13 protein-coding genes are annotated in these 13,808 nt (G+C 59.2%); 8 read left to right on the forward strand and 5 right to left on the reverse strand.

The features are described 5' to 3' along the window. The first annotated feature begins 147 nt into the window (after window positions 1-147). From AC3IUE_RS15515 to AC3IUE_RS15535, 5 genes are all read left to right on the forward strand, one after another. Window positions 148-864 (forward strand): helix-turn-helix transcriptional regulator, encoded by a 717-nt coding sequence (locus AC3IUE_RS15515; protein ID WP_033055086.1) that lies wholly within the window; start codon window positions 148-150, stop codon window positions 862-864. Window positions 865-916: 52 nt separating this feature from the next. After that, window positions 917-1,258 (forward strand): nuclear transport factor 2 family protein, encoded by a 342-nt coding sequence (locus AC3IUE_RS15520; protein WP_008069241.1) that lies wholly within the window; start codon window positions 917-919, stop codon window positions 1,256-1,258. A gap of 145 nt (window positions 1,259-1,403) precedes the next feature. Further along, window positions 1,404-2,522, forward strand: a complete 1,119-nt coding sequence (gene zapE, locus AC3IUE_RS15525) for a cell division protein ZapE (protein WP_489268570.1) — start codon at window positions 1,404-1,406, stop codon at window positions 2,520-2,522. Between the two features lie 16 nt (window positions 2,523-2,538). Further along, on the forward strand, window positions 2,539-3,120 hold the full coding sequence (locus tag AC3IUE_RS15530; RefSeq protein ID WP_489268572.1) for a DinB family protein: 582 nt from the start codon (window positions 2,539-2,541) through the stop codon (window positions 3,118-3,120). A gap of 113 nt (window positions 3,121-3,233) precedes the next feature. Beyond that, window positions 3,234-3,725, forward strand: coding sequence for a GNAT family N-acetyltransferase (locus tag AC3IUE_RS15535; RefSeq protein WP_008149916.1), 492 nt, complete (start codon window positions 3,234-3,236; stop codon window positions 3,723-3,725). A 47-nt stretch (window positions 3,726-3,772) separates the two neighbouring features. Here AC3IUE_RS15535 and AC3IUE_RS15540 read toward each other — a convergent pair whose 3' ends face one another. From AC3IUE_RS15540 to AC3IUE_RS15555, 4 genes are all read right to left on the reverse strand, one after another. Next, window positions 3,773-3,979: a hypothetical protein gene (locus AC3IUE_RS15540; RefSeq protein ID WP_489268574.1), complete on the reverse strand. Its 207-nt coding sequence runs from the start codon at window positions 3,977-3,979 to the stop codon at window positions 3,773-3,775. Between the two features lie 94 nt (window positions 3,980-4,073). Beyond that, window positions 4,074-6,311: a TonB-dependent siderophore receptor gene (locus AC3IUE_RS15545; protein ID WP_489268576.1), complete on the reverse strand. Its 2,238-nt coding sequence runs from the start codon at window positions 6,309-6,311 to the stop codon at window positions 4,074-4,076. Window positions 6,312-6,474: 163 nt separating this feature from the next. Continuing rightward, window positions 6,475-8,208 carry a phosphoethanolamine transferase CptA gene (locus AC3IUE_RS15550; RefSeq protein WP_489268578.1) on the reverse strand — a complete coding sequence of 578 codons (1,734 nt, stop codon included), beginning with the start codon at window positions 8,206-8,208 and terminating at the stop codon, window positions 6,475-6,477. Between the two features lie 174 nt (window positions 8,209-8,382). Continuing rightward, the gene (locus AC3IUE_RS15555; protein WP_134420035.1) at window positions 8,383-8,565 is read right to left on the reverse strand and encodes a DUF6026 family protein; all 183 of its coding nucleotides are present in this window, start codon (window positions 8,563-8,565) and stop codon (window positions 8,383-8,385) included. 271 nt (window positions 8,566-8,836) lie between these two features. Between AC3IUE_RS15555 and gnd the strand changes: the two genes are divergently transcribed. The 3 genes from gnd to AC3IUE_RS15570 are packed head-to-tail and all read left to right on the forward strand — an operon-like array spanning window position 8,837 to window position 12,155. Continuing rightward, window positions 8,837-9,817, forward strand: coding sequence for a phosphogluconate dehydrogenase (NAD(+)-dependent, decarboxylating) (gnd, locus tag AC3IUE_RS15560; RefSeq protein ID WP_056739989.1), 981 nt, complete (start codon window positions 8,837-8,839; stop codon window positions 9,815-9,817). Next, the gene (zwf, locus tag AC3IUE_RS15565; protein ID WP_489268581.1) at window positions 9,814-11,337 is read left to right on the forward strand and encodes a glucose-6-phosphate dehydrogenase; all 1,524 of its coding nucleotides are present in this window, start codon (window positions 9,814-9,816) and stop codon (window positions 11,335-11,337) included. The genes gnd and zwf overlap by 4 nt, the downstream gene beginning before the upstream one ends. Continuing rightward, entirely contained in the window at window positions 11,334-12,155 is an 822-nt protein-coding gene (locus AC3IUE_RS15570; protein WP_489268582.1) for an HAD family hydrolase, read from the forward strand. Before zwf ends, AC3IUE_RS15570 begins: the two co-directional genes overlap by 4 nt. Window positions 12,156-12,271: 116 nt before the next feature. On the opposite strand, the gene nhaB is transcribed toward AC3IUE_RS15570, so the two are convergent. After that, a complete protein-coding gene (gene nhaB / locus AC3IUE_RS15575; RefSeq protein ID WP_489268584.1) occupies window positions 12,272-13,774 on the reverse strand; it encodes a sodium/proton antiporter NhaB in 1,503 nt (500 codons plus the stop codon). Between the last annotated feature and the right edge of the window lie 34 nt (window positions 13,775-13,808).

The following is a 13,808-nucleotide window of genomic DNA, read 5'->3' on the forward strand; positions in this document are numbered from 1 at the left end:
ATTTAATATGATGCCGGTAATATTGGACGTCAAGGTGCTTTTGCATTCGCAAGAAAAGGGCCGACCACCGGCCACAACGCTACTGCCACTTTCTGACAGGGTCCTCTGCTAAGCTCCGACAACTTTTACGGACAGAGCCTGCCGATCGTGTCGCGGACCACTCGTTTACTGACCTTGTTGCAAGTGCTGCGCGGCAAAAGTCGTCCGGTGACCGCGGCGACGCTTGCCGGCGAATTGGAGATTTCCGAGCGCACGCTGTACCGCGACATCGCCGAACTCACAGCCCTTGGCGCGCCAATCTACGGCGAAGCGGGGATCGGCTATGTGTTGCGCAGCGGTTTGTTTCTGCCGCCGTTGATGCTCAACGCCGATGAAACCGAAGCCATCGTGCTGGGGTTGCGCTATGTGGATCAGCGCGGCGATGAGGTGTTGAGTAAGGCTGCGGCGGATGCGCTGGCCAAGATTGCTGCGGTATTGGCGCCTGAAGCGCTGGACGCGTTACGCAACCCGACGGTGTTGCCGGGGCCGCCCGGCTATGGCTTCGCGCCCAACGCGGTGCCACTGAATGTGTTTCGTCAGGCCATCCGCGATCAGATCAAGCTGCACATCGATTACGCGGACGCCCATCAGGTGCCGAGTCAACGGCTGATCTGGCCGCTGGCCCTGGGGTTTCTGAACGAGGTGCGAATCATCGTCGCCTGGTGTGAATTGCGCAGCGCCTACCGCACCTTTCGCACCGACCGGATTTCGGCAGCGAACGAGCAGGGCGAGCGTTATCCGGGGCGGCGCAGCGACCTGTTGCGCACCTGGCGCAAGCAGATGCAACTGGACGAAGCAGGGCGCTTCACTCCTGACAAGAACTGACACAGGCTTGTTTTAGCATGGCTCCAGAATCAACAAACAAGGAGCCGTAACCATGTCCAATCCCGCCTCTTCACTGGCACCCGCCATCGCCGCCTACATCGCTGCGGCCAATGCCCGCGACACCTCGCGAGTCGCCAGTTTTTTCGCTGAGGATGCCAACGTGTTCGATGAAGGCCAGCATCAGGTCGGCACACACGCCATCGCGCAATGGATGCAAGACACTGCCCAGCGTTACCAGCCACGGGTTGAAGTGCTCGACGTGCAACTGCGCACCGGCAAAGTGTTGGTGCATAACCTGATCTCCGGAACGTTTCCCGGCAGCCCGCTGGAATTGCGCTACATGTTTCGCCTGAATGAACAGGGCAAGATTGCCCGGCTAGACATCTCTCTGTAGCAGCTGGCGAAGCCTGCGTTCGGCCGCGGAGCGGTCGCCATTGGAATCCCGGATCTTGCTGATTTACCGCGTTCTCAGGTTTTACGACCGCTTCGCGGCCGAACGCAGGCTTCGCCAGCTGCTACATGGACGTATACTGCCGCGCATGAATGTCGACTCCCCCTTAAGCGCCTGGCAACACGCCATCGAACAGAAGGGCTTCGTCCAGGACGAAGCCCAGGAACATGCCGTCTGGGCGCTGCAGAAATGCTACGAGGCGCTGCATGAAGGGCGCACGCCGATCACTGGCGTGTACCTCTGGGGCCCGGTCGGGCGCGGCAAGACCTGGTTGATGGACCAGTTTTACCAAAGCCTGAAGGTCCCGGCCCGCCGCCAACACTTTCACCACTTTATGGGCTGGGTGCATCAGCGTTCGTTTCAGCTGACCGGCACCGTCGACCCGTTAAAGGCGCTGGCTCGCGAACTGAGCGAGGAAGTGCGGGTCCTGTGCTTTGACGAATTGTTCGTCAACGACATTGGCGATGCCATCATTCTCGGGCGTTTGTTTCAGGTGATGTTCGAGCAGGGCGTGGTGGTGGTTTGCACCTCTAATCAACCACCGGATCAGCTGTACGCCGATGGCTTCAACCGCGACCGGTTCGTGCCCGCCATCGAAGCCATCAAGAAACATATGCAGGTGATTGCGGTGGATGGCGGCGAAGATCATCGCCTGCACCCAGGCAAAGGTTTGCAACGCTACTGGGTGGCGGCACCGGGGCAACCCAGCGCTCTGGGTGAAGTGTTCAAGGCATTGACCGTCGGCCAGTCGGTGTCCAGTGATCCGATCAAGGTCGGCTACCGCTCACTCAATGTCGTGCAGGCCAGTCCAACCGTACTTTGGACTCGTTACGCCGACCTCTGTGAACAGCCGTTTGCCGCCATGGATTTCATCGCCCTGTGCGACACCTTCAGCGCTATTCTGTTGAGTGACGTGCCCAACCTCAGCGCGCAAAAGCGCGAAGGGCGCATCGCCCGAGGCACTGAAGACGGCGTCGAAAGGGTGGTGGCGGGCGATCGCGAGCTGCCGCAATTGTCGGTGCATGACGACGGTGTACGGCGTTTCATCGCCCTGGTGGACGAGTGCTACGACCGCAAGGTGCCGCTGTGCCTCGAAGCGCAGGTGCCCATGGAATCGTTGTACACCGAGGGTTATCTGGAGTTTCCGTTCCGCCGCACCCTCAGCCGTTTACAGGAAATGCAGCTGCAACGTTTCGCCGAAGCTTGAACAAGGAGCCGCGAACATGAATCAGCCTCTGTCGCACCATTTGCTGACCATGGCCTATCAGAACGCCTGGGCCAATCATCGTCTTGCCAAGGCCTGGAGCCAGTTGAGCCCGGCCGATCTGGCGGCGCCGCGGGTCAGCTTCTTTCCCAGCCTGCGCGCCACCCTCAATCACATCCTGACCTGCGACTGGTTTTACCTGGATGCGCTGGAGCGGGAGTTGCGCGGCGATGACCCGCATCCCGAATGCTATGTGTTTTTCAACCAGGACGAACCGTCTACGCACGCCGTAGACCTCAAGCGCGAACAAGCGCTGGTGGACCTTCGACTGATCGCCTACTGCGAGCAAATGCGCGATGCAGACCTCGGGAAGATCGTGACCATCGCCCGGGACACGCCGCAACATGACAGCCGCTTGCGCCTGCTGTCCCATTTGTTCGAGCACCAGATTCATCATCGCGGGCAGGTTCACGCCATGCTCAGCGGCACCTCGGTCAAACCGCCGCAACTGGACGAGTTTTTCTGTGCCGGTGAGTCAGGCCTGAGGGCTGAGGATTTTGCCGAGCTGGGGTGGACCGAGGCGCTGATCTGGGGCGCTTGAGCGAAAAATTACAGCAGGATCCGGTTGTCGACACGGCTGTGCCCGCGATATTGTCGATCGGCCCTTCAGTGCGAGATGCACTGGGGCGACTTAATGTGTGAACGAGGGTGGAAATGGAATCCGCAGAAATTCTTGTACTTCAGGCCAGCTATACCAATCCGGTGCATGCCGAGGCTATTGGACTGGTGCTAAATGCTTACGCCGAAGACCCGATGGGTGGCGGCCACTCGTTGCCCGCCGACTTGTTGAAGCAACTGCCGGCGGAACTGGCCAAACGTCCTCACGCGTTCAGCGTTCTGGCCTTTGTCGGTGGCGAGCCGGCCGGGCTGGTCAATTGCTTTGAAGGTTTCTCGACCTTCGCCTGTCGCCCGTTGGTCAACGTGCACGATGTGTGTGTGGTGTCGAAATTTCGTGGCTTGGGGTTGAGCCAGAAGATGCTGCAAAAGGTCGAAGACATCGCCCGCCAGCGCGGTTGCTGCAAAATCACACTGGAGGTGCTGGAAGGTAATGCAGTCGCCCAGGCTTCCTATGGCAAGTTCGGTTTTGCCGCAGGCATGTTCGACCCGGCGCACGGTCGGATGCTGTTCTGGACCAAGGCGCTTTAAGGCGTTACGGGCATAAAAAAGGGCGTCCATCAGGACGCCCTTTGTCGTTACGGTTTGTAGTGCTCTGTCACTTGCGCGGTTTGATCATCCGGAACTCTTATTTCAGTGGTGTTGCTGGCGTTACTTTGATTAGCCTCCTGGCTGAACCGCAGGCTCTCAAAGTAGTACCGCATGCGTTCAGCGCCACCTTCGGCGAATGCAGCGGTTGAACTGAAGATCATCAGGCCAGCGAGGATCATGGCTGTACGTTTCATGGTGTACCCCTACGAGTTGTCGGGTCCTTTCGTCCATGAAGCAATGTCGAAGGGACATTATCCGCCGATTCCGTCAAATGGGAATTACCTGCGCCTAGAGCTTCCAGTCCAGGCTCAGGGTCACCGTGCGCGGGTCACCCCAAAACACACCGTTGTAGAACCCGACGTTATCGTAATACTTCTTGTCGAACAGGTTATCGACGTTCAGCGAGGCGGACAGGTGCTTGTCGAACTCATAACGCGACATCAGTTTGACCACGGTGTAGGCCTCCTGCCGGATCTTGGTCCTTTCGGTGATCACCGCACCGTCGGCACTACGTCCCACCGGGCGACTGGCGGCGCGGAACACATCGCTCTGCCAGTTCACCGCGCCACCGACGGTCAGTGCCTGCCAGTCGCCGGGCAGACGATAGGCCGTGGAGAGTCGGAACATATTCAGCGGCTGGTTGGTATTGGCGCGTTTCTTTTCGCCATTGGCCGAGTGGGTGTAGGTGTAGCCGGCCGTCATGTTCCAGCCGGCCATGACCTCGCCCGAGAGCTCGGCTTCGAAGCCCTGAACCTTGTTGCCTTTGCCGCCTGACTTGAAGAACTCCTCACCGGTCACCGGGTCCGGTGGCACCGAATCGTCGAGTTCGGCAACGTTGTCCTGTTTGCTCCAGAACAGCGCGGTGGCGAGGTTCAGACGTTCTTCAAGCAGGCTGCCCTTGAGCCCCAGTTCATAGTTGCTGCCCACCACCGGCTCGAGGTATTTGCGATGGCGGTCGCGATTGTCTTGCGGGTTGAAGATGTCGGTGTAGCTGACGTACGCCGTGTATTCGGGGGTGAGGTCGTAGAGCAGCCCGGCGTAGGGCGTCCACATGTCGTTGTGTTCCTGGCTGCTGGCATCGACGCTGCTCAGTTGCAGGTTGTTGTCGTACTTGTTGGTCTTGCTCGACACTTTCCAGCTGCCATAACGACTGCCGAGTACGGCGTGCAGGTCATCCGTCAGGCTCAGGCGAGTGGCCAGGTAACCGGCCTTCTGGCGGGTACTGTCTTTTGAACCTGAAAGGCTGGTGACGGTGTCGGGAAACTTGGCGATGTCGCCCATGTATTTCCAGTCGCGGATGTTTTCGTAATCCGATGCCCTGGGGCCGTCCACCATGTACGGGGAATCTTCCCGGCGCTCGGCTTCGCCATAGCCGATCATCATTTCGTGTTCCCGACCGAACAGCGAGTAAGGGCCAGCCACGTTGAAGTCATAAGCCTTCATTTTTTGCGTACTGAGCATGTGGCTGACGTTGGCGCTCATGCCACTGCGATCTGCCTCGGGGAAACCCCCGCCGCCGTAGTAGATCTTGCCGTCGGTGTCGCTCTCGCGATGGGTGTAGGCGGCCTTGGCATGCCAGCCAGCACCCAATTGGTGTTCCAGCGTGGCGAACGCGGTTTTGTCCTTGAGCGGCCAGGAACTCCACGACGTGGCCATGTTGGTGGAGCGTCCGAGGTTGGCCTTGCCACCGTCAGCGTTCCAGTACGGCACCGTGCCCCAGGATGTACCCTGGACGTGTTTGTTCTGATAGTCGTAACCCACGGCCAGCACGGTGTCATCGGTCAAATCGGCTTCAAGTATCCCGTAGCCGACTTCACGTTGTTGCTGGTACTTGTCGCGGAACGAATCGCTGTCGCGATAGGCCAGCACGCTGCGTCCGCGCAGGCGGCCGTCGAAAGCCAGCGGACCGCCGACATCCAGATAACTGTAGTAGTCGTCATAACTGCCGCCGCTGACCCCGGTCTGGACTTGCCACTGCGCCGTCGGCCGTTTACGCACCATGTTGATGGTGGCCGACGGGTCGCCCGCGCCCGTGGTCAGGCCGGTCGCACCGCGAACCACTTCGATGCGGTCGTAGATGATGGTGTCTGAATCGGACTTCATGTAGCTGAAGGTGTTCAGCATGCCGTCGATCTGGAAATTGGTGATCGAGTAACCCCGGGAGGAATAGCTGACCCGGTCCGAATCGTTGTGCTGAACGACCACGCCGGTGCTCTGGCTCATGGCTTCAGACAGCGTGCCGAGTTTGAAATCGTCCATTTGCTGGCGCGTGACCACGGACACCGATTGCGGCGTTTCCTTGATCGACAGGTTCAAGCGCGTCGCAGTGCTCATGGCGCCGGTGGTGTACGACTCGGTGTTTTCGGTGGTGCTGCCCAAACCTTGGGCGGTCACATTGGTGGCGCCCAGTTCGAGGGTGCGGCCAGGCTCTTTGTCAGGGCCGGTTTCAGCCAGCAAGTCGGGGCACAGGGCGGCACTGCACAGGCCCAGGGTAAAGGTCATGGAACGGGTGATAGGCGCGAACATCGCAGCCGACTCCTTGTCTTCGAGGGAAAAATTCCGTTTGTTCAAAGACGAAGGGGAGAGGCGGGATTTAGCTATAAACGAGAATAATTATTATCTTCGCGAAGTTTCGGACAGCTCAATTCATGTGGGAGCGAGCAAGCTCGCTCCCACAGGTTCAGCAGGATTACTGCTGAATGACTGCCACCGCCTTGGGTTTCATCAGGCTGAAGTCAATCAATGCCTTTTGCTCGCGCTCATAAGGATTGCCGATCATCAATGGCCGTGGCTTGAAACTGTCGCTGACCAGGCTCTTGCTGCGATCCAGTTCATCGAAGCTCAGACCCGCCAGATCGGCCCAGGTGTGGATCAGGTGCGAGCTGCTGTAAGGCCGCCCCAGATCACCGGCAAAGCTCCAGTCATGGTTTTCACGCCATTTCGGCGAGGCCCAGGCCATGAACGGAATGGTGTACATCGGCGCCGTCGGTTTGCTTTCGTTGCGGCCAAGGGTGCTGTGGCCAGGAGAATCGAAAACGTCTTCACCGTGGTCGGAGAGGTACAGCAGGAACCCGTTCGGATCAGACTTGGCGTAGTCCTTGATCAGGCTCGAGACCACGAAGTCGTTGTACAGCACCGCGTTGTCATAGCTGTTGTACGTCGGCACCTGATCGTCGCGCACACCGTCCGGAACGCCTTTGCGGTCCTTGAACTTATCGAAGGACGACGGATAACGGTATTGGTAGCTCATGTGCGTGCCGAGCAAATGCACGACGATCAGCTTGCGCGGCGCAGCGTCGGCCAAGGCCTTGTTGAACGGCTCGATCACGTCGCCATCGTACTGGGCGGCATTCTGGTTGCGGTTGTTGTTCAGGTACACCTGCTCGTCGGCCTGCTCGGAGAAGGTCGTCAGCATGGTGTTGCGCTTGGTCATGGTCTGCTGGTTGGTGATCCAGAAGGTCTTGTAGCCTGCCTGTTTCATCATGCTGACCAGCGACGGGGTCGACAGGTACAGGTCCGGGTTTTCTTCGTCGGCGAAGGTCAGAACCTGCTGCAACGCCTCGATGGTGTAGGGGCGCGGGGTGATGACGTTATCGAAGACCGCCAGTTGATCCTTGAGCTTGTCCAGCTCCGGGGTGGTTTCCCGAGGGTAGCCGTAGAGGCTCATGCGCTGACGGTTGGTGGACTCACCGATCACTAGCACCAGGGTCGCCGGCTGATTGGCCGCCGAATCCTTGAGATTGTGCAGCGGTGGAATCTTGCTGGCGCTATTGAGCATGTCTTGCATGCCGGCCAGGGTTTCGAGGTAGCGGTGATAGGCCACGGCCATCTGCCAAGGCACCGCGGGCTCGATGCGGGATTCGAATTTATCGAAACCGCCGGCAAGGCTGCCGGTACGCGCGGTTTGCTTGATCAGCGGGTAACCGACGACAGCGACCAGAATGGCTGTTGCGGCCACCAGCGCCCGACCGCGAGGCATGTACACCGGGCGCAAGCGAGTCCAGAGGAAGTAAGCGAAAGCGGTATGAGCGAGGAACGCCGCCACCATCCACCAGGCAAAGTACTGAGTCATGTACTCGCCCGCTTCAGAGACGTTCGACTCGAACATAATGAAGATAACGCTTTGGGAAAACTCCTGCTGATAGATGAAGAAATAACCCAGGCTGGCCATTGAGCAGGCCCACAGCACCACACCGATCAGCGCGGCCATGACTCGTGTTTGATTGGGGAACAACAGCATCGGCGCGAGCCAGATGGCACTCATCACAAAGGCCTGGCGGAACCCGGTAAAACCGGAGGTGCCTGTCAGTTGGATCAGTAGTTGGGTAATGCCGGAAAAATACCAGAAGAACAGGAACAGCCAGAGAAATCCTGTCCAGTCGAAACCATTCGCAGACGTATTGCTGCGTTTAAACAAAGCCATTCAGCGCTCCAGCCAAAAATCACTTCCCCGCCGGGACACCAATATCACCGACGGACGGGGGGCGCGGAGTATCAGGAAACGAATGTGAAAACTTCGTGAGTGCCGGGCTTGTCAAAAAGGGGGGGATGGCAGGTCGGAAACAGCAGTGGGCTGCTTCCGAATCAAGCGAGGGGATCAGGCGTGGGGCACATGGTGAGTGACGGGCAAAGGCTGGGCCTGATTGCTTTGTGTCAACAAGCGCAATTGCGCGAGCTCCTGCTTCAACTGGTCGCGCTCGTCTTTCAACTGGCGCAATTCATCGCGACGGATCGTGACGTAAAGGGTTTGTGCTGGCAGTGCTGCGTGTACTGTGCCCATTGCTCACCTCGCAAATGGCTGTCTCAACTGTAAACCTGCCCCGAAATCGGGTGCTGACTTACTATCGGCGCTGATTTTGATTTCTTTTGCCCCGGAAGGGAACTTTTTTATTTTTCATGGTCGTTGTGTCTTCGGCGCGATTACCGACGTTATCAATCTGGATCGGGCACAATGCCCGGAAACTATGTGCCAACGCTCTGGACTAACCCTCATTAGTCGCGTTGGGCTATAACCTTTGACACACATTATTTGTAGTAGGGAGCATCAGAACATGCAACTCGGGATTATTGGACTGGGCCGCATGGGCGGCAATATTGCGCGGCGCCTGATGCTCAACGGTCATACCACCGTTGTTTACGACCGCAATACCGCCTTTGTCGACACCCTGGCCGCAGAAGGCGCCTCTGGCGTCATCGACCTGCCGGCGCTGGTCGCTGGCCTGGCCAAGCCACGTGCGGTGTGGGTCATGCTGCCGGCCGGCGCACCGACCGAAGACACCATCGACACCCTGAGCACCTTGCTCGAAGCTGGCGATACCATCATCGACGGCGGCAACACCTTCTATAAGGACGACATCCGCCGGGCGAAAACCCTGTCGGAGAAAGGCCTGCACTACGTCGACGTCGGCACCTCCGGCGGCGTCTGGGGGCTGGAGCGTGGTTATTGCATGATGATCGGCGGCGAAGCCGAGGTGGTTAAACGCCTTGATCCGCTGTTCGAGAGCCTTGCACCGGGCCTGGGCGACATCCCTCGGACCAAGGACCGCAAGTCCGAAGACGATCGTGCCGAGCGCGGTTACATCCACGCAGGCCCGGCCGGTTCGGGGCATTTCGTGAAAATGATCCACAACGGCATCGAATACGGAATGATGCAGGCCTTCGCCGAAGGCTTCGACATCCTCAAGACCAAGGCCAGCACCAACCTGCCGGAAGACCAGCGTTTCGACCTGAACGTCGGCGACATCGCCGAAGTCTGGCGTCGTGGCAGCGTCGTGTCGTCCTGGTTGCTCGACCTGACCGCCGACGCGCTGGCCAGCGATCCGAAACTCGATGGTTACTCCGGGTCGGTCGCTGATAGTGGTGAAGGTCGCTGGACCATCGAAGCCGCCATGGAGCAATCGGTGCCCGTACCGGTGCTGTCGAACTCGCTGTTCTCCCGCTACCGTTCGCGCGGGCAAGGCACCTTTGGCGACAAGATTCTCTCGGCCCAGCGCTTCGGCTTCGGCGGCCACGTGGAGACTTCGAAAAAATGACCCGTCTGATCCGCAATAAATCCAAGGCAGAACCCGCACCACCGACCACGCTGTTTCTGTTCGGTGCCCATGGTGATCTGGTCAAGCGTCTGCTGATGCCGGCGCTGTACAACCTGAGTCGTGACGGTCTGCTTGGGGATGGACTGCGGATCATCGGCGTTGATCACAACGCCATCACCGATGAAGCCTTTGCGAAAAAACTCGAAGACTTCATTCGGGCCGAAGTGGCCGCCAAGGTCGGCAAGGACGATCAAGCCCTTGACCCTGACTTGTGGGCCAAGTTGGCCAAAGGCATCAGCTACGTCCAGGGCGACTTCCTGGACGACAGCACCTATCAAGCGCTGGCGGCGAAAATCGCCGCCAGCGGCACCGGCAACGCCGTCTTCTACCTGGCCACCGCGCCACGTTTCTTCAGCGAGGTGGTGCGTCGTCTCGGCGCCGCCGGCTTGCTGCAAGAGTCGCCAGAGGCGTTTAGAAGGGTGGTCATCGAAAAACCCTTCGGGTCCGATCTGCATACTGCCGAAGCCTTGAACGCTTGTTTGCTCAAGGTGATGACGGAAAACCAGATCTACCGGATCGATCACTATCTGGGCAAGGAAACTGTGCAGAACATTTTGATCAGCCGGTTCTCCAACAGCCTGTTTGAAGCGTTCTGGAACAATCACTACATCGACCACGTACAAATCACCGCCGCCGAAACCGTCGGCGTGGAAACCCGTGGCAGTTTTTATGAACACACCGGCGCCTTGCGGGACATGGTGCCCAATCACCTGTTCCAGTTGCTGGCGATGGTTGCAATGGAGCCGCCGGCCGCCTTTGGCGCCGATGCGGTACGCGGCGAGAAAGCCAAGGTGGTCGGTGCGATTCGCCCCTGGTCGGTCGAGGAAGCGTTGGCCAACTCGGTGCGCGGCCAATACACCGTTGGGGAAATCGACGGCAAGGAGTTGCCGGGTTATCGCCAGGAAAACAACGTGGCGCCCGACAGCAATACCGAAACCTACGTCGCGCTGAAAGTCATGATCGACAACTGGCGCTGGGTCGGCGTGCCGTTTTACCTGCGCACCGGCAAGCGCATGAGCGTGCGCGACACCGAGATTGTCATCTGCTTCAAACCGGCGCCGTATGCGCAGTTCCGCGATACCGAGGTCGATGAGCTGCAACCGACCTATCTGCGAATCCAGATTCAGCCTAACGAAGGCATGTGGTTCGACCTGCTGGCCAAACGGCCCGGCCCGGCGTTGAAAATGGCCAATATCGAACTGGGCTTTGCCTACAAGGATTTCTTTGAAATGCAGCCGTCCACCGGCTATGAAACCCTGATCTACGATTGCCTGACTGGCGATCAGACGCTGTTCCAGCGCGCCGACAACATCGAGAACGGCTGGCGCGCCGTGCAGCCTTTCCTTGATGCCTGGCAGCAGGACGCGAGCGTGCAGAGCTATGCCGCTGGCGAAGACGGCCCGCAGGCTGCAGAAGATCTGCTGACTCGCGATGGTCGCGTCTGGCACGGCCTCGGATGAGTGATACAACGTCGCAACCCATCCGTTTTCTGCTCAGTGACATGGATGGCACCTTGTTGCTGCCCGATCACAGCCTCAGCCAACGCACCGTCGACGCGGTCCGCTCGTTGCGCGAGGCGGGCGTGCTGTTCAGCCTGGCCACCGGCCGTCCGCCCAAAGCCATGTTGCAGCAGATTGAAGCCCTGGGCGTCGACTTGCCAACGGCAGCGTTCAACGGCGGCACCATCGTCAACCCGGATGGCAGTTTGCTGGTCGCGCATTACTTGCCGGCAACGGCGGCGCTGACCGCGTTGGCGCTGTTTGCCGACCGGCCGGACCTCGAAATCTGGGTGTTCAGTGGTGGCGACTGGTTGCTGAAAGATCCGAACGGCCCAATGGTGCCTCGTGAACAGCACGGCCTGGGTTATCCGCCAGTGGTGGTGGAGAGTTTTGAGCCGTACCTGGAGCGCATCGACAAGATCGTCGCCACCAGCAACAACACGCAGTTGTTGATTGAGCTGGAAGCGCTCCTGCTGCCCAAAGTGGAAGGCCAGGCACAGGTCTCCCGTTCGCAGCCGATTTATCTGGATGTGACCGCGATGCAAGCCAACAAGGGTGCAGCGCTGGCGACACTGGCCGAATTTCTCGGTGTGCCGCTGGAGCAGACCGCGGCGCTGGGCGATGGCGGCAACGACCCGGCGATGTTTCACCGCGCAGGCTTGTCGATCGCCATGGGGCAGTCGGAAGAGGCGGTGAAGCGCCAGGCTAACGTGGTGACGGGCGCCAACACCGAGGACGGCGCGGCCCAGGCAATCGAGCGCTACATCCTCCCTCACTAACAACACACAACCCTGTGGGAGCGAGCTTGCTCGCGATAGCGGTCTGTCATTCAACAATTATGTTGGCTGACACGACCTCATCGCGAGCAAGCTCGCTCCCACATTTTGTTCCGGGTTTACAGCCAGAAACTCACTGCATACCAGCCAAGAACACCCATCACCACGGTGTACGGCAACGCCATCCACACCATCCGTCCGTACGACAGGCGAATCAGCGGTGCAATCGCTGAGGTCAGCAGGAACAGAAACGCAGCCTGACCATTGGGCGTCGCCACGCTCGGCAGGTTGGTTCCAGTGTTGATCGCAATCGCCAGCGTCTCGAAATGCTCACGGCTCATGTGGCCAGAGATGAAGGCCTGTTTGACTTCGGTGATGTAAATGGTCGCGACGAACACGTTATCGCTGATGGCCGACAGCAAGCCGTTGGCAATAAACAGCATGCCCGGCTGTTGATCCGCTGGCAGCGCCAGCACCCACTGGATCAAAGGCGTGAACAGTTGCTGATCGTGAATCACCGCCACCACCGCGAAAAACACCACCAGCAGCGCTGTGAACGGCATGGCGTCCTTGAACGCGTTGCCGATACGGTGCTCGTCGGTGATGCCAGTGAATGCGGTGATCAGCACGATCACCATCAAGCCGATCAGGCCGACCTCAGCAATGTGGAACGCCAGCCCCGCAATCAGAATCAGCGCTGCCAATCCCTGCACGATGAGCGCTGCACGTTGGCGCGAGGTGCGTTCGGCATTGTCTTCGGCGGCGTAATTGGCCAGAACCGCACGCACGTTGTCCGGCAACAGCGTGCCGTAACCGAACCAGCGAAGTTTCTCCAGCAGGACGCAGGTCACCAGGCCTGCCACCAGGACCGGCAATGAAACCGGGGCGACTTTCAGAAAGAACTCAGAGAAGTGCCAGCCCATCTCGTGGCCGATCAACAGGTTCTGCGGCTCACCGACCAATGTGCAAACACCGCCCAGTGCGGTCCCCACGGCGCCGTGCATCAGCAGACTGCGCAGAAAGGCGCGGAATTGTTCGAGGTCGGCGTGATGGAGTGTGGGCAAGTGCTGGTCATCGCCAAACTCGCTGTCCTGACGCGGATCGTTGCCGGAGGCGACGCGGTGATACACCGAGTAAAACCCGACGGCTGCACTGATGATCACGGCGGTCACGGTCAAGGCATCAAGAAACGCCGACAGAAACGCCGACAGGAAGCAGAACATCAACGCCAGCAGCGCCTTGGAGCGAATCCCGAGCAGCAGTCGTGAGAACAGAAACAGCAGCAGGTCTTTCATGAAGTAGATGCCGGCCACCATGAACATCAGCAGCAGGATCACCGGGAAGTTGTGCACCAGCTCGTCGTAGAGTGCCTGGGGCGTGGTCATCTTCAGCAACAGTGCTTCGATCAACAGCAGGCCGCCGGGCATCAACGGATAACACTTGAGCGCCATGGCCAGGGTGAAGATGAACTCCAGCACCAGCAGCCAGCCAGCCGCCACCGGGCCGACGGTCCACAGTGCCAGCGCGTTGAGAATCAGGAAACCGACAATGCTTGCCTTGTACCAGCGGGGTGAATGCCCGAGAAAATTGTGCGCGAACGCCTGAGCCATTGAACCGGGCATCGGCTACTCCTTGTATTAAGAAGCGCGCAACTTG

This window comes from Pseudomonas sp. GL_093 (assembly GCF_057837605.1).